General features: G+C 71.4%; 11 protein-coding genes and 2 pseudogenes. 5 read left to right on the top strand and 8 right to left on the bottom strand.

Going from position 1 to position 16,553, the window contains the following annotated elements; translation table 11 throughout:
* On the bottom strand, positions 1-939 hold a 939-nt coding region (locus ACWD6N_RS20165), incomplete at its 3' end, for an IS110 family transposase (protein ID WP_450005036.1).
* A 292-nt stretch (positions 940-1,231) separates the two neighbouring features.
* On the opposite strand from ACWD6N_RS20165, the pseudogene ACWD6N_RS20170 reads away from it, so the two are divergent.
* Positions 1,232-1,312, top strand: a pseudogene (locus tag ACWD6N_RS20170) (DUF4291 domain-containing protein); the annotation flags it as partial.
* 421 nt (positions 1,313-1,733) lie between these two features.
* On the opposite strand, the gene ACWD6N_RS20175 reads toward ACWD6N_RS20170, so the two are convergent.
* The gene (locus ACWD6N_RS20175; RefSeq protein WP_354966697.1) at positions 1,734-2,105 is read right to left on the bottom strand and encodes a VOC family protein; all 372 of its coding nucleotides are present in this window, start codon (positions 2,103-2,105) and stop codon (positions 1,734-1,736) included.
* 535 nt (positions 2,106-2,640) lie between these two features.
* Here ACWD6N_RS20175 and ACWD6N_RS20180 point away from each other — a divergent pair.
* Both ACWD6N_RS20180 and ACWD6N_RS20185 read left to right on the top strand, forming a co-directional pair.
* Entirely contained in the window at positions 2,641-3,432 is a 792-nt protein-coding gene (locus ACWD6N_RS20180) for an arsenate reductase/protein-tyrosine-phosphatase family protein (protein WP_450005037.1), read from the top strand.
* A complete protein-coding gene (locus tag ACWD6N_RS20185; RefSeq protein ID WP_450005038.1) occupies positions 3,429-3,824 on the top strand; it encodes a VOC family protein in 396 nt (131 codons plus the stop codon). The genes ACWD6N_RS20180 and ACWD6N_RS20185 overlap by 4 nt, the downstream gene beginning before the upstream one ends.
* A gap of 155 nt (positions 3,825-3,979) precedes the next feature.
* Here ACWD6N_RS20185 and ACWD6N_RS20190 read toward each other — a convergent pair whose 3' ends face one another.
* The 3 genes and pseudogenes from ACWD6N_RS20190 to ACWD6N_RS20200 all read right to left on the bottom strand — a co-directional run bounded on the left by ACWD6N_RS20190 (position 3,980) and on the right by ACWD6N_RS20200 (position 5,834).
* Positions 3,980-4,711: a phosphotransferase enzyme family protein gene (locus tag ACWD6N_RS20190; RefSeq protein ID WP_450005039.1), complete on the bottom strand. Its 732-nt coding sequence runs from the start codon at positions 4,709-4,711 to the stop codon at positions 3,980-3,982.
* Positions 4,712-4,885: 174 nt separating this feature from the next.
* The gene (locus ACWD6N_RS20195) at positions 4,886-5,077 is read right to left on the bottom strand and encodes a DUF397 domain-containing protein (RefSeq protein ID WP_450005040.1); all 192 of its coding nucleotides are present in this window, start codon (positions 5,075-5,077) and stop codon (positions 4,886-4,888) included.
* Positions 5,068-5,834, bottom strand: a pseudogene (locus tag ACWD6N_RS20200) (DUF5753 domain-containing protein). Before ACWD6N_RS20200 ends, ACWD6N_RS20195 begins: the two are co-directional and overlap by 10 nt.
* 213 nt (positions 5,835-6,047) lie before the next feature.
* On the opposite strand from ACWD6N_RS20200, the gene ACWD6N_RS20205 reads away from it, so the two are divergent.
* Positions 6,048-6,329, top strand: coding sequence for a hypothetical protein (locus ACWD6N_RS20205; protein WP_450005041.1), 282 nt, complete (start codon positions 6,048-6,050; stop codon positions 6,327-6,329).
* On the top strand, positions 6,326-6,565 hold the full coding sequence (locus tag ACWD6N_RS20210) for a flavin reductase (RefSeq protein ID WP_450005042.1): 240 nt from the start codon (positions 6,326-6,328) through the stop codon (positions 6,563-6,565). The genes ACWD6N_RS20205 and ACWD6N_RS20210 overlap by 4 nt, the downstream gene beginning before the upstream one ends.
* 1 nt (position 6,566) lies before the next feature.
* Here the strand turns inward: ACWD6N_RS20210 and ACWD6N_RS20215 are convergent, their stop codons facing one another.
* From ACWD6N_RS20215 to ACWD6N_RS20225, 3 genes are read right to left on the bottom strand one after another with little or no spacing between them, the layout of a single operon-like run.
* Positions 6,567-7,898 (bottom strand): FUSC family protein, encoded by a 1,332-nt coding sequence (locus ACWD6N_RS20215; RefSeq protein WP_450005043.1) that lies wholly within the window; start codon positions 7,896-7,898, stop codon positions 6,567-6,569.
* On the bottom strand, positions 7,895-13,405 hold the full coding sequence (locus tag ACWD6N_RS20220; RefSeq protein WP_450005044.1) for an amino acid adenylation domain-containing protein: 5,511 nt from the start codon (positions 13,403-13,405) through the stop codon (positions 7,895-7,897). The genes ACWD6N_RS20215 and ACWD6N_RS20220 overlap by 4 nt, the downstream gene beginning before the upstream one ends.
* Positions 13,402-16,515, bottom strand: a complete 3,114-nt coding sequence (locus ACWD6N_RS20225; protein ID WP_450005045.1) for a non-ribosomal peptide synthetase — start codon at positions 16,513-16,515, stop codon at positions 13,402-13,404. Before ACWD6N_RS20225 ends, ACWD6N_RS20220 begins: the two co-directional genes overlap by 4 nt.
* Positions 16,516-16,553: the final 38 nt, after the last annotated feature.

The following is a 16,553-nucleotide window of genomic DNA, read 5'->3' on the forward strand; positions in this document are numbered from 1 at the left end:
CTTGCGCGCCTTGGCGTCGGCGTAACGCTTGGGGTCGTCGCCGAACTCGGCCAGCACCCGAGCACCGAGGACCACACCGAGGCCGGGCAGGCTGGTGTAGAGCTCAGCGTCCGGGTGCCGACCAAAATGCTCTGCCACCACCTCGCCCAGGGCGTCGATCTCCGCGTTGAGCGCTGCGATCAGCCTGACCTCACCGGCGACGATGGCCGCGAACGCCTGCTGCACGGCCGGAGGCTGCCGTAGCGCGGGCGCCCGTAGGACGGTCTGGACTTGCAGCGCCTTGACCGCGACGTCACGACGGTTTGCCTTACGCAGTGCCGTGCTGATCCTGGCCGTGGACAGTCGCGCGGCCCGGTCGGGATCGGGTGCCGCGGCCAGGACGGCGAGCGCGTCAGGCGCGTCGAGGTCGTCGAAGGCGGTCAACGCGGCCGGGAAGTACTCCCGTAGCGCGCTCCGTAGACGTAGCACGTGCCGGGTCCGGTCCCAGATCATGCTTTGGTGGCTGCGAGCGACCAACTTCATCGCCTCGCCGTCGTCGGAGTCCCCGGCGATCGGGCGGTGGTGATCGCGGTCGAGGCGCACGATCTCCGCCAACACATGCGCATCGCCGGCGTCGCTCTTCGCCTTCGACGTGGAATGCCGCTCCCGGTACCGTGCCGCGGACATCGGGTTGATCGCGAAGACCTCATAACCGGCGGCCACCAGCGAGGCGACCCATGCACCGCGTTCGGTCTCGATCCCGATCTTGACCCGAGCGGCAGCATCGGAGGCTGGCAGCTCGGCCCACTCCTTCGGCATCACGCCGGCGATCAGAGCGTGCAGGCGCGTGACGCCATCCAATCCTTCCGACAGACGCCGGCGCGCCAACCGACGGCCCTGTTCGTTCACGATCTCGATGTCGTGGTGGTCCTCGGCCCAGTCATCACCCACGAACAGCATCGCTACCTCGCTCCCACGGTTCCACCAACATCAAGCAGCAGCGCGGAGGAGACAGCCGACGATCTCATGGTCCAGTGCTCACCCACACGTACAGGGGCACGTCATCCCAGCAGTGATGCATCTCCTCACGACCAGCGGGCGCACGGTCTGCCGCAAGACCTCGCACGGGTCAGATCCGGAGAGTGCTGACCCGCCAGCCGCTACCGACGCCGAGTCTGCTCCAAGAACCGACCCGACAGAACCCATGAGATCCGGATGCAGCCGCCGGTCTCTTTCGGACTGGGCGCTGGCATTTGAGTGGGCCATGGTGCACGCCTGCCTGAGCCATTACGACCGAGACCTGCACGGCGACAAGGCGACCTGGTCGTGGCAAGACGCGAACTTCTTGGCGTACGGGCTGGCGCGCACTGGCCGCGACGCCGACGCCGCGCAGGTCTTCGCGTCGATCGGCCGGTACATGACCAGCGTTCCGTGGTCCTGGTGGGGCCGCGTGCGCGGCGATACAGCCTTCATCCGAGCCCGCCGCCGCGCCCGCCACGCTGCCTGACCGCCGGCGACACCGTCCTGGCTACCCTCAATTCACCCCGCTGCTCCGTCAGTCCTATCAGCGGGCAGCACAACGACGACATCCAACAGAGTCGACGGCGTGGCAGCCGCCGGATCGAGCAGCAGCACGCTCATCGACTACCTGAACGACGAGCGGCCGGCTGACTTATCAGTCTCGCAGGTGCGGCCCCCGACGCCCGCTCAGCGGCTACAAATCAATGCGCTACCAGGACTGTTATGACCGCCGATCAGCCGTTGGGGCGTGACTCGATCGCCTGCAGCGACCACCTGTTGCCGTCAGGATCGTCGAAGTAGACGAAGCTGCCCCATGGCTGCACCTCGACCTCGCTGGCCTCGACGCCGGCGTCTAGCAGTTGCCGACGCGCTGCCTCGGCGTCGGCGACCACAACCTGGATTTCCTGTGTGCCGGGAATCTTGTCGGTGATGCCCTCGCCGATCACGATGGAGCAGGCTGAGCCAGGTGGTGTCAGCTGGACGAACCGCAGGCCCTCGTGCACCCTGTGATCCTGGTCGGCGTTGAAGCCCACCTTCTGGTAGAACGCCTTGGCCCGGTCGACGTCGATCACCGGAACCGGGATGAGTTCAATCTTCCAGTCCATTGGCCCACCGTAGGACGTGGGTACGACCTTCGGACGCACCGCACCATCTGCGGCAGAACGGGATGCCACCAGCGGGTGGCCACCGCACATGCAAGGTGAGTCGTGTCGCATGAGCAATGAGATCGAGCGATCGGTGGGTGACCAAGGTTGCTCCCGTACTTCTCGGACGCCCACCTGGCGGGGAGTCGCGGCGCATGTGGCGCCGGCCGGTGACGACGTCACGATTCCAGATCTGACCCCTGCCGTCACTGGCAGGCCTTGCCACCATCGGGGCGTCGCAGACGCGGTGGCCACGTCCTGGCGTGCCTCAAGACCGAAACGCATGTCGTGCTCGTCGGGCACAGCGGCGCCGGCCCGCTACTGCCTCGCATCGCCTGTGCCATCTCTCACCCGGCGTTCGCGCTGATCTACGTGGACTCACTCGCTGCCCTATCCGGGTAGGAAATGGCTTTCGGAGGCCATCCCACCTCCTCCATCCACGTCACCTCATCAGAGTTGCTTGATGCATCACACCCGTTTGATGTAACTTACAGTCGTGACGCTGTCGAGTCAGGGTGCCCCGGCGTTTGTACGCCTGGCCGCCCATCCGCTGCGCTGGCGGCTGCTGACCGAGCTCGCAGCCAGCGATTATCGGGTCCGAGAGTTGGTGACGCTGGTGGGCGAGCCGCAGAACCTGGTCTCGTACCACCTGCGGCTGCTGCGCGACGGCGGGCTGGTCACGGCCGCCCGAAGCAGCTTCGACGGCCGCGACAGCTACTACCACCTGGATCTGGACCGCTGCGCGAACGCACTCGCCGACACCGGGGCGGCCCTGCACCCGGCGCTGACCCGGGAGCACGTCGCGCCAGGTGTGTCCCCAGCTGATCTGAAACGCTCGCCCGGCGTCGGCGTGCTGTTCCTGTGCACGGGCAACAGCGCCCGCTCACCGATCGCCGAGGCCCTGCTCCGCCACTCCACTGACGGCCAGGTCGAGGCGATGAGTGCCGGTAGCCGGCCCAAGCCGCACCTGGACGTCAACGCCGTTCGGGTGCTCCGCGAGGAGTTCGACATCGACATCACCGGCCAGAGCCCCCGGCACTGGGACACCCTGTCCGGTCGACGGTTCGACTACGTCATCAGCCTGTGCGACAAAGCCCGTGAGGCGTGCCCCGACTTCCCGGGTCAGCCTCGGCGAATGCACTGGAGCATTCCCGATCCCGCCGCCACCGGCGGCACCGATCGGGCTGGCTACCTCGCCTTCCGGCGCATCGCGGCTGACATCGAGACCCGCGTCAGGCACCTGCTGCCCGTCCTCAGCGCATGCGATCCTGAAGGAGACCAGCTGTGAAAGCGTCCGATCAGTACGCCAGCGTCCGCTACATCGTCGACGACGTTCAGGCGGCCGTCGACTTCTACACCACCCATCTCGGCTTTGCCCTGAACACCAGTGCCGGGCCAGCCTTCGCGGACGTGGTACGCGGCCCGCTGCGGCTGCTGGTGTCCGGCCCAGCCAGTTCAGGCGCCCGCGCCACCCCCGACGACGCCACCACCGCCGGACGCAACCGCATCCACCTCACGGTTGACGACCTGGATGCCGAGATCGACCGACTCCGCAGCGCCGGGTTGTCGTTCCGTAGCGACGTCATCGCCGGCCCCGGCGGACGCCAGATCCTGCTCACCGACCCCTCGGGCAATCTCGTCGAACTCTTCCAACCCGCCCACCGACCAGCCGCCCCCTGACGGGAGCTCACCCACGGGCGCCATCGCCCGGCAGCAGAGACCGTCAGCGAGCCGGGTGGTGTCAGCTGCACGAAGCGCAGGCCCTCGTGCACCGTGTGCTCGTGGTCGGCGTATGCGGACTCGACCGCCAACAACCCCGCTCCTCGAACGCGTTCTCAGACCGCTCGGACTTCGGCGAGCCGCTTGACTGCGTACTCGTCGTCCCAACAGACCGCGGCCTCCCATGCGGCCGACGCCTGCGCGGCGATGTCGTACGCGCCGTCGTCGAGGCCAGCGGCATTGTCGGGCAGCACGAGGTCGAGGTCGGGGACATCGACGTGCGACTCGTCCCAGTCGATCAGCGCGACCTGATTCTCGGTCATCCGGACGTTGCCAGGGTTGAGGTCGCCGTGGACGACGCATGTCCGACGTCCGATCAGCCGCGCCCACGCTGCCCGGCATCGAGCAACCCCCTCCGGGGGCATCGCGCCGAGGTCGATCTTCGTCCCGGTCTCGGCGTGCAGGAGGTCGGTCGACGATCGCCAGCCTGGGCGCTGCGGCCAGCCCTGCGTCAACCGATGCAGCTCGCGCAGCATGCCGGCCACGCGACGCCAGTCGGCCTGCGTCTCGGGCGGTCCGCCATCCAGGTAGGTCATCACCACCAGACCGTCGGCGAACAGCCGGCCGTCCGTAGTCGGGATCGGCACCGGCACGGTCAGACCCGCACCGTCGAGGTGTTGCAGGAGACCGGTCTCCCATGCGAGATCAGCGTCGCTCCTGGTGCCGAGACGACCGACCGCGAGGCGCCCGTTGACGCGCACGCTCCACACGTCGTTGGCTACTCCGCCAGCGAGCGGTTCGATGCGAGCGGCGTCTTCACCCCACTGCCCCAGTGCCTCCCACCTCACTGGCCGCACCTTACGGGGTTCCGAACATCACTGCCCCCGGCAGATCCGGATACGCGGCGACTGTCTCGACCCGTGACACAGCGCCATCCCGAGGTCCGTGCAATCGTGCGACACCGGAATGGTGCGTGCGCGTCACCCTGACCGACGGCGACTTCGGGGTACGCCCGGATGCGGTTACGGCCGCTCGCTGACCTGGGCGACGAACGCCCGCCACGCCATCGGGCCGAAGACCAGAGTGCCGCTGTCGCGGTTCTTCGTGTCGCGGACCAGGACGACGCCGGCAAGGTTGTCCGCGACCTCCACACAGTCACCGCCGTTGCTGCCACTCTTCGTGCTCTTACGCCACTGCGCGCCGGTCATGTCCATGAGGCTGCCGCTTCTTTCAGGAGGTCCAGGGACCGCCCACGGGGAAGGGCCTCGCCCCGGATGCGTTCCCACCGTCGCTCCAGCGTAACAATTTCCGACGCCTGGTCGACGATCTGCGCGTGCGCCTGACTGTCCACATGCGCCACCCTCGTCCCGTCGGGCAGTTCGGCGAGCGTGAACGGTCCGTTGAGCCCCGGGTAGGCGGTCACCTCGCTCGGCACGACGTGAAGTTGAACGCTCGGCAGGTCGGCACAGGCCACGAGGTGAGCGAGCTGGGCAGCCATGAGCGCCCGGCCGCCAGCAACCGGACGACGGATGATTCCCTCATCCAGCACTGCGACGAACAGGGGCCCACGTTCGCGCGTCAAGATCGCTTGACGGTCGATGCGCGCCGCGACCAACTCGTCGATCTCGGCTGGGATCAGCGCCTCCCAGGCGAGCGTGGCGCGTGCGTACGCCTCGGTCTGGAGCAGGCCCGGAACCCAGGCGAGCTGGAACGCCCGCAGCGCGACCGCCTCACGCTCGATGTCGACCGACGGTCGGAACCACACCGGCTCCCGGCGGTTGAGCACGTCCGGCCACAGGTCCAGCACATCCTTGCGGAGAATCTTCGCTACCTCGGCACGATGGCGGGTCTGCGGGATGCGTCCGGGTTGGCCCACCGGGCCACGGTCTTGGGGTGCAGACCGACGCGATCGGCCAGGCTCTCGGCCGTCTCGCACGCCTCGGCGAGCGCCGCGACGAATGCGTGGTTCATGCCCGCGTCCCTTCGGGGGCCAATGGAACGTACCGGAGAAATCATCTAACGCTGTGTGATTGTCACGCAACCCTCGGCAGGGTGCTGTGTAGACGGCGCGAGCGGTGGAGGCGACAGGAGCCCGGCGCGCGCGCCCGTAGCGGGGGCCCGGCCGAACCGGCGGCGAGCACCGAGGCCGGGCCCCCGTCCACCAATGGAGGCGGAGGGGAAGCCGTGGCAGCAGGGACGATCAGGTCAGGCGACCTGCTGCACCTGACCCGCGACGCGAGCCCGCAGTTCGTCCGGGCGGTGACCGTGCGCGTGATTCGTGTCCTGGCCGACCGGCACACGTACCACGGTTGGTTGTGGATCGAGTGCTACGAGCTGGCTCCGAACGGCGACGCGGTGGCCCGCCGCGAGCTGTACCTGATGCCCGCGGGCGTGCGCTGGCTGACGGCGCTGCCGGCCCCGACCAGCCGTCGTCGGGCGGGCGTACCCCGGCGGGTGACGGTGTGAGCCGCCGCCGGGACCACCTCCCCTCGCGGCCCACCTGGCGCTGTCAGGCGTGTGGGATCGCCTGGCCGTGCTCGACCGCGAAGCTGCGCCTGCTCGCCGAGTACCGGACCGACCGGGCCGCGCTGCTGGCCCACCTCGCGGCGCTGAGCGAGGCGGCCGCCGGTCAGCTCGCCGGACCGGGCATCCCGCCGGCTGACCTGGTCGAGCGTTTCACCGGGTGGGCGTCGACCCGGTGACTCATTCCGGCGTACCACCCGCTCGAACGGACTCCTCGCCCCGCTGCACCGCGTCGCGTACCTCCTCGTTCGCCGTTGTCGCGTCGCACCCGGTGGCGCGAAGGAGGTCGCTGGCGGCGGTACGCACCTGGGTCACCACCGCGTCGCCGAATTCGTCGACCCTCTGGGCTCGGGCTCGGCCAGCCTGGAAGACGGCGGCGCGTACCGCGTGCCGGGTCTTCTCGGTGGGGCGCCCGGCGCGGTGCTCACGGCGCAGCAACTCGACGGCGTCGGCGAGTTGTCCGACGCTCGCGGGCAGGTCGGGAGGAACCCGTTCGTTGTACTGCAGGGCCAGCGCTGACCTGCGGGCCACTCCCCGACTGTGCTCGATGACCCGTTCCATCTGCTGGCTCGCACGCGCGAACCGCTCCACATCCTGACGGCGCAGCCAACGGGCCGGCGCGAGGCTGACGACCTCCTCGGCGCCGCTGAGTGCCTGGTGCATCCGGTCGAGGTCCGGTCCCATGGCGCGTAGGGCATCCAACGCGCGAACCGCCCGCTGCTGATCGCTCGTCGTCAGCGCCGCGGAGACCTCCCGCAACTGACGGGCGAGGCAGTGGAAGATCGGGGCCGCGTCACGGTCGAGGATCCGCATCGGGTTCAGCGGAATCAGCAAGGCGACCACCACGAGACCCACCGCTCCGCCGACCATCGCCTCAACGATGCGCGGCCATTCCAGGTCCTTCTGGGCCGGCGCCAGGGTCGCGAGCAGCACCGCCGTGCCGCCGGCCTGGCCGACGGCCGCCCCGCTGCGTCCGAAGAGCACCAGCGTGGCGAGGATGGCGCACCCGACGACGAATCCGGTCTGCCAGAACCCGGTGCCCAGAAAGGACAGCAGGAAGTCGGTGGTGGCGATGCCGAGCCCGACTCCGAGCAGCAGTTCGACCGTGCGGTGGGCGCGCTGCCCGAGTGAGGCGACGATCGTGCCCACCGCAGCGGAGGGGGCGAAGATCGGCGCGGGGTTGCCCAGCAGATCGTGCCCTATCGACCAGGCCAGAGCCGCGGCGAGTCCTGCCTGTACCGAGATGACCAGGGCGACTTCCAGTTGACTGAGCCGCAGTCGTCCCGCCCGGCCACCTCGGCCCCGAACCCGAGCGGCAGTTGCTTTCGCGCGTGCCACCAGCCGGTCGCGCGGTGGCGGGCTGCCCGCAGGCCGGCCGCGGCCATCAGGATTCACCGAGGACTCGTACCACGGCGCAGCTCGGGAGGTCCGGCCAATCCCGAAGATGATCTCGTACGCGGTGGGTGCCACCGCGGTGCCGTGCGGCACCGCGGTGGCACCCGCACCCGTCACACCCCGACCGGCACCCGCTCCTCCTCGCGTTCCGTGGCGCGGGCGGCCAGCCGGCGTTCCCGCTCCTGCGCGCCGATCAGGTCGTCGGGCAGCGAGTCCGGCACCTCCAGGTCGAAACGGCGCAGCAGCCGGATCGCGAAACCGCCCAGGCTGATCAGGACCAGCGCCGCGCCGAAGCAGACGTACGCGAAGCCGATGCCCCGGCCCGGACCGGTGCCGATCACCGCGCCCACCGACCCGGCGAGCGCCCCGTCCGGGGCGAGCATCGGCTCGAACAGACCGGTGGCGGCCGGGGCGAGCAGCGCGAAGCCGATCGGCAGCGTCGACCAGGTGATGGTCTGGTTGAGGCTGAACACCCGGCCGTGGAAGCGCTGCGGCACCTTGACCTGGACGATGGTGGCGTAGATGGACTGCGCGGTGGTCATCGACATGGCCAGCCAGAAAGCGCCGACGCAGATCATCGCGACGGACGCGTCCAGGCCGACCAGGACGCAGCCGACCGCCGTGCCGATGTTGCCGATCAGCACGCCGATCATGCGTCGGTGCCGGGGCCCGCCCCACAGCGACATGAGTACGCCACCGGCGACCGCGCCGAGCGCCTCGGCGAGAGCCACCTGGGCCACCTGCGTGGCGCTGCCGAAGGAGAGCACCAGCGGTGTGGTGAGCACCAGCGCGGGGGCCAGGAAGATGTTGCCCAGCGCGAAGTAGCCCAGCATCAGGCGGAAGCCGCGGTGGCGCCACGAGTAGCGCAGGCCGTTCGCGATCGCCACCAGCAGCCGCTCCCTGGGCCGCCAGCCGAGCAGGTCGGGGAAGCGGACCACCGACAGGGTCACCACCGCGACCAGGTAGCTGACCACGTCCAGCAGCAGGATGCCCTTGAGGTCGATGGCGGCCAGCAGACCCGCGGCGAAGACCGGCATGAGCAGCATGCCGAAGCCGTTGGAGAGCTGGGTGATGCCCATGGCGTGGCCCAGGTAGCGCTTGGGCACCAGCTGCGGCACGGCCGACTGGAACGCGATCCGCTGGAACGATCCGGCGACCTGACTCAGCGCCACCAGGGCGTAGATGTGCCAGAGCGCCAGGTTGTCGGTCCAGAGCAGCGCCGCGAGGATCAGCTGGATCGAGCCGGCGCTGCAACTGGCGACCATCATGATCTTTCGCCGGCTGACCCGGTCGGTGATCGCGCCCGCGACCGGCAGCATCAGCACGCCGCAGACCAGCGCGAGGGCCCAGAGCAGGCCCAGGTTGGCCACCGAGCCGGTGCGGGTGAACAGCCAGATCGGCAGGGCGAACGCGGTCAGCGCCGAGCCGGTGGTGGAGACCAACTGACCGGCGGTGACCGCCACGAACCGGGCCATGCTCGGCCGTACCACCGGCTGTTCCGGGCCGGTGCGGGCGTCCACGCCCGTGGTGTCGGCCACCGCCCAGCCGGCATCCTCGCCGCGTGCCTGCGGGGTCAGCGCGGCGACGTCGCCGGCGACGAGCGCCGGGTGCACCCGGGTGACGATCTCGGCCAGCTCCTCGGCCCGGTACTTGAGGAAGAAGTGCCCGGCCTGGTCGAGGACGACCAGCCCCAGCCGGTCGCTGAGGAACTGCCACTCGGCGTACCGCTCGGTGTGGTAGTCGGTGACCGGGTCCTCCGAGCCGACCACCGAGATGATCGGGGCGCGCAGCTTCTCCGCGCGCCGGTCGAGCAGGTCCGTGAAGTACTCCTCCGAGGCCCGGGAGTCGGCGCGCATGTTGCTGATGATCCGGTCGGCCTGCTCCGGGTCCAGCTCGTCGGTGTCCACCCCCATCGACTTGAGCCAGCTCGCGTAGTGCTTGTTGCTGCGCAGCTTCTCCAGCCGGGTGCGGACCGCCGCGAAAAGTCCCTTCGGACGGGCGAACGGGAACATCGCGCCGATGTAGAGGGCGGTCAACTCCCGGCCGGCGGCTTCCACCTTGCGGGCCACCTCGGCGACGATCGCACTGCCGACGCCGCAGTGCCCGTACAGGGCGAGCGGGCCCTCGACGCGCTCCAGGATCTCCTCGGCGACCCGGGTGGTCAGCTCGTCGAAGGGCAGCGCGTCCTCGGTGAGCCCCACGTCGTGACCCGGGATGGCCAGCGACCAGAGCGCGTGCCCGGCCGGCAGCGCGTCCGCGAGGGGCTGGTAGACGATCGCGCTGCCGCCGCCGTACGGCACACAGACGTAGGTGATCACCCGCTGCGCCGCCGGGATCGGCTTGGTCAGCTCGTAGAGCAGCCGGCGCGGCCCGTCGCTCTCACCGTCGCCGGACATGAACGTGGCTAGGTCGCGGATGGTCCGCTGCTGGAACAGGTCCATCACGCCGACCGGCCGTCCCCCGTGCTCGGCCTTGCGGATCCGGGCCACCACCTGGGTGGCGAGCATCGAATGCCCACCCAGATCGAAGAAGTCGTCGTCGATGCCGAGGGTCGCCACCCCGAGCACGTCGGACCAGATGCCGGCGAGCAACCGCTCGGTGTCGTCGCGCGGCTCGACCAGCGCCACCGACGCGGCGCGGGTGACCACCGGCGCGGGCAGCGCCCTGCGGTCCAGCTTGCCGTTCGGGCTCAGCGGCAGGGCGTCCAGGGTGACGAACGCGGCGGGCACCATGTACTCGGGCAGGGTCTCCTTCAACGCCGCCTTGACCGCGTCGTGCTCGGCCGCGCCGACCAGGTACCCGGTGAGCCGCTTGTCGCCGGGGGTGTCCTCGCGGACCAGCACCACCGCCTCGGTCACCCCGGGCTGGGCGCGCAGCGCACTCTCGATCTCGCCCAGCTCGATGCGCAGCCCACGCAGCTTGACCTGGTGGTCGATCCGCCCGAGGAACTCGAGCACCCCGCCAGCCGCCACGCCGGGCGCGACGCGCCAGCGGGCCAGGTCGCCGGTGCGGTAGAGCCGGGCGCCCGGCTCGGCGACGAACGGGTCCGGCACGAACCGTTCGGCGGTCAGCGCCGGCCGGCGGTGGTAGCCCCGGGCCAGCCCGACGCCGCCGATGTGCAGCTCACCGGCGACGCCGACCGGGCACGGGTTGCCCCGGGCATCCAGCACGTGCAGCCTCAAGTTGCTGATCGGCGCGCCGATCGGCACGCTGGTCAGCTCCGCCAGCAGCGCCGGGTCGCACGTCCAGGCGCTGACGTCGATCGCCGCCTCGGTGGGGCCGTACAGGTTGTGCAGGCCGCAGCCGGGCAAACGGGCGGTGAAGTCCCGGGCCGCGGCGAGCGGCAGCTCCTCGCCGCTGCAGATCACCCGACGCAGCGCGGTGGCCGCCCCGACGCCGTCCTCGGCGAGGAAGACGGTGAGCATGGACGGTACGAAGTGGGCGGTGGTGACCCGCTCGGAGATCAGCAGGTCGCGCAGGTAGCCGGCGTCCTTGTGACCGCCCGGCTCGGCCAGCACCAGTCGGGCGCCCTCGCGCAGGGGCCAGAAGAACTCCCAGACCGAGACGTCGAAGCTGGCCGGGGTCTTCTGCAACACGGCGTCGTCGGCGCCGAGCCGATAGGTGCGCTGCATCCAGTCGAGGCGGTTGACGATGCCCCGGTGGGTGTTCGGCACGCCCTTGGGCCGGCCGGTGGAGCCGGAGGTGTAGATGACGTACGCGAGGTTGGCCGGGTCCGCCGCCGGAGTCGGGTCGGTCACCGGCTGGTCGGCCCAGGTCGACTCGTCGTCCAGGGCGAGCACGCTCGCGTCGGTCGCCGGCAGCACGTCGCGTAGGTGCTCCTGCACCAGCACCACCGGCGCCGCGGCGTCGGTGACCATGAAGGCCAGCCGGTCCGGCGGGTACTCCGGGTCCAGCGGAAGGTAGGCGCCGCCGGCCTTGAGCACGCCGAGCAGGCCGGCGACCAGCTCCACCGAACGTTCCGCGCAGACCCCGACCAGGGTCTCCGGGCCCACCCCGGCGCCGCGCAGGCGGTGCGCCACCCGGTTCGCCGCCGCGTTCAGCTCGGCGTACGTCACCGAGCGGCCGGAGAACCGCAGCGCCACCGCGTCCGGGGTACGGGCGGCCCGCTCCTCGATCGGGGCGTGCAGCGTCTGCTGCCGGGGGAAGTCGCCGGCGGTGTCGTTCCACCCGGCCAACAGCTCCCGCTCGGCCGGGGCGAGCAGGTCCAGCGCGGAGACCGGCAGGTCCGGTGCGGCGACCACGGCGCGCAGCAGCGTGGTCAGCCGGTGCGCCATCCGCTCGACGGTGGCCCGGGTGAACAGGTCGGTGTTGAAGATCAGCTTGCCCCAGAGCCCGTCGCCGGTCTCGACGGCGTGCAGCTCGAAGTCGAAGCGCGTGGCGCGCAGCTCCATCGGATGCCACTCGAAGCCGACCCCGCCGTCGTCGGCGACCCCGTCGAACCGGCCCATCTCGTAGTTCTGCAACACGAACATCGCCTGGAACACCGGCGAGCGACTGACATCGCGTGGCAGGCCCAGCTCGTGCACCACCCGGGCGAACGGCACCTCGGCGTGCTCCAACCCGTCCAGCACCGCGCGGCGGGTCCGCCCCAGCAGCTCGATGAAGGTCGGGTCGCCGGCCAGCTCGGCGCGCAGCGGCAGCATGTTGACGAACATGCCGACCACGTTCTCCAGCTCCGGCGCGGACCGGCCGGCCACCGAGGCGCCCACCGCGAAGTCGTCCTGGCCGGCGTGCCGGGCCAGGAACACCTGGTACGCGGCGAGCAGGGTCATGAACAGCGTGCCGCCGTAGGAGCGGGTCAGCGCGGCCAGCCCCTCGGTGGCGGCAGCGTCCAGGGTGAACTCGACGAAGTCGCCCCGGTAGGTCTGGGTCGCCGGCCGGGGCAGGTCCAGCGGCAGCTCCAGGGGCGTGATCCCGGCCAGCCGTCCCTTCCACCAGTCCAGGTGCCGGCGGGCACTCGGCCCGGTCAGCTCCCGCGCCTCCCAGACGGCGAAGTCGCCGTACTGCACCGGCAGGGCGGGCAGCTCCCTGTCGCGGTAGCGGGTGATCAGGTCGCGCAACAGCACGTCCACCGACCAGCCGTCGCCGACGATGTGGTGCTGGCCGAGGAAGAGCACGTGCTCGGTCGGCGCCAGACGGATCAGCAGGGCACGCAGCAGCGGCCCGTCGGCCAGATCGAACGGCTCGGCCGCCGCCTGGTCGACCAGTGCCCGCGCGGCGGCCTCGTCGGCGGCGTCGACCACGGTCAGCGGCACCTCGACCGCGTCGTCGAGCACCGCGGTGGGCCGCCCGTCGGAGTCGGCCGGGAACCGGGTGCGCAGCGACTCGTGCCGCCGGGTCAGGTCGGCCAGCGCCCGACGCAGGGCCGCCACGTCGAGCGGGCCACGCACCCGCAGCGGCACCGCGATGTGGTACGCCGCCTCGCCGGGGGCGAGCTGATCCATGAACCAGACCCGCTCCTGGGCGTACGACAGCGGCACCTCGGCGTCCGGCGGGCGGGGGATGATCCGCGCGGCGGGGGTGCCGCCCGACCGGCGGCGCAGCCGTTGGGTGATCAGCGCCTGTCGGGCGGCGTCGCGGGCCGGGTCCTTCACGTCGGTCATGTCGGGGTGTCCTTCTCCGCCGCGAGCAGCGCGGCGACCTCGGTGTCGGAGAGCTCGTCGAGCTCGGCGGCGATCCGCTGCTCGATCTGGGCGGCCAGGTCGGCGACCACCGGGCTGCTGAACAGCGCCCGCATCGGCAACTCCACGTCCACCTCGGCGCGGATGCGCGCCATCGCCCGCATGCCGCGCAACGAGTTGCCACCCAGGGCGAAGAAGTCGTCGAGCGCACCGACCTTCTCCAACTGGAGGATCTCGGCGTAGATCTCGGCGACCAGGGCCTCGGCGTCGGTGCGCGGGGCGAGGAAGCCGCCGGAGGTGGCGGCGGCCGGGGCCGGCAGCGCGGCGGTGTCCAGCTTGCCGTTCGGGGTCAGCGGCAGCGCGTCCAGCCGGACGAGAGCGCTCGGCACCAGGTGCGCGGGCAGCTCAAGGGCCAGGTCGGCGGCGAGCGCCGCCTCGTCGACCCGGCCGACCAGGTAGCCGACCAGCGTCGGCTCGCCGCTGTCGGCGCGGACCACGACCACGGCCTCGTCCACGTCCGGCCGGGCACGCAGCACCGACTCGATCTCGCCCAGCTCGATCCGCATGCCCCGGACCTTGACCTGGTTGTCCCGGCGGCCCACGTACTCCAGCGTCCCGTCGGCCCGCCAGCGGGCCAGGTCACCGGTGCGGTACATCCGCTCCCCCGCCGGCCCGTACGGGCAGGGCAGGAAGCGCTCGGCGGTGAGCGCCGGCCGGCGCAGGTAGCCCCGGGCCAGTTGCGACCCGGCGACGTACAGCTCGCCGACCACGCCCGGCGGCACCGGGGTCAGCGCGGCGTCGAGCAGGTGGACCCGGGTCGTCCAGGTGGGTTGGCCGATCGGCACCGGACCGGCGGGCACCGGCTGCCCGGGGGCGATCCGGGCCGCGACGCAGCCGACGGTCGCCTCGGTGGGGCCGTACTCGTTGATCACGGCCACCTCGGGGTGGGCCCCCCGCCAGCCGGCCAGCTGCTCACCGGCCAGCGCCTCGCCGCCGATCACCAGGTCGGTGGTGGGCGACAGCGCGTCGTCGAGCAGCGGCAGGTGGCTGGGGGTGACCTTGAGGAAGGTGGGCGGGCCGCCGGCGCGGGCCGCCGGCGTGTCGATGCCGGCCAACCGGACCGTGCCGCCGGCGGTGAGCGGGCCAAGCAGCCCGGTCACGGTCAGGTCGAACGAGACCGGCGAGTGCAGCAGCGCGGTGCCGGCCAGTCCAGGGTAGGTGTCCCGGGCCCAGGCCAGGTACGCGGTGACCGCGCGGTGCTCGATCAGCACGCCCTTGGGCCGGCCGGTGGAGCCGGAGGTGTAGAGCAGGTACGCGGGGTGCTCCGGGCGCAGCGGCGACCGCCGGTCGTCGTCGGTCAGGTCGGCGCCGTCCAGGTCGGCGGCGGTCGTCGGACCGAGCACCAGCGCGTCGGTCGGGGCCAGCTCGGCCGTCCGCGAGGTGGCCAGCACCAGCGCCGGCTCGGCGTCGGCCAGCAGGTAGCCGATCCGGTTCGCCGGGTAGTCGGTGTCCACGGGCAGGTACGCCGCGCCGGACTTGAGCACCGCGAGGATGGCCACCACCAGCTCCACCGAGCGGGGCAGCAGCAGCGCGACCCTGCTCTCCGGGCCGGCGCCGCGCTCGACCAGGAGCCGGGCCAGCCGGTTGGCCCGGGCGGCCAGCTCGGCGTAGCTCAGGTGCATGCCGTCGCAGACCAGCGCGACCGCGGCCGGGGTGGCGACGGCCTGCCGCTCCACCTCGGCGACCAGGGTGGCCGGGGCCACCTCACCACCGGTGCCGGTCCAGGTGAGCAGCACGTCGCGTTCGGCGTCGTCGAGCAGGGGCAGCGCGGACAGCCGCGTCGCCGGGTCGGCGACGGCGGCGGCGAGCAGCCGCAGGTAGCGGGCGACGACCGACTCGGCGGTGGCCCGGTCGAACAGGTCGGTGCGGTAGACCAGCCGGCTGGTGCCGCCGGTGATGTCGAAGGCCAGGTCGTCCTTGGTGGTGCCCAGCGGCACCGGGTCCAGGCCGGAGTCCGGGATGAAGTTCAGCGCGGTCTGGAACACCGGCTGCACCGACGGGTCACGCTGCGGTGCGACCACCTCGACGATCCGCTGGAACGGCGTCTGCCCGTGCTCCATCGCGTCCACCAGGCCGGCACGGATCCGGCCGAGCAGCTCGGCGACGCTCGGGTCGCCGGCCAGGTCGCACCGCAGCGCGACCGGGTTGACGAACATGCCGATCAGCGGGGTCAGCTCGGCCGTGTCCCGCCCGGCGGTGGAGACCCCGACCACCACCTCGGGATCGCCGGAGATCCGGGACAGCAGCGCCGCGAAGGTGGCCAGCAGCACCATGTACGGGGTGGCCGAGGCGTCGGCGGCGAGCTGCCCGACGCGGTCCAGCAGCCCTTCGGGAAGGTCGAAACGCACCTCGTCGCCGGCGAAGCCGAGCTGGGTGGGGCGTGGCCGGTCCAACGGCAGGCCGGTCACCGCCGGCGCGCCGGCCAACTGCTCGCGCCAGAAGGCGAGCTGGCGTGTCAGCTCGTCACCGGAGAGCTGGTCACGCTGCCAGACGGCGAAGTCGGCGTACTGGATGGGCAGCTCGGGCACGTCGGCGGGCGCGCCGGTCAGCGCGGCCTGGCTGAACGCGGCCAACTCGGCGTCGAAGAGCACCGCGGAGTGGCTGTCGAAGACCGCGTGGTGCACCACGAACTGCAACCGGAGCCAGTCGTCGAAGCGGGCCAGCCGGGCCCGCCACGGTGGCGGGGCGTCCAACGGGATCGGGGTGCGGGCAAGCTCGGTCATCGTCTCGGCGTACCGGCGCTCCTGCTCGTCGGCGGGCAGGCCGGTCAGGTCCAGCTCGGGCAGCTCCAGCGGCTCGGCGGCACGGACCACCTGCACCAGCGCGCCGTCGACCATCCGCAGGTGGGTACGGAGCGACTCGTGCCGGGCGACCACCTGGGCAAGCACCTCGACGGCCTGCGCCGCGGTGACGCCGGCCGGGAACCGCCACGGCGCCGAGACGTTGTAGACCGGCGAACCCGGGTCGAGTTGGTTGGCGGTCCACACCCGCTCCTGGGCGAAGGAGGCCGGGAAGGTCCACTCCCTGGTCATCGTTGCCGCCTTCCGTTCGCGACTGCGGGGCTCCGCTG

It is taken from the genome of Micromonospora sp. NPDC005163 (genome assembly GCF_053599835.1).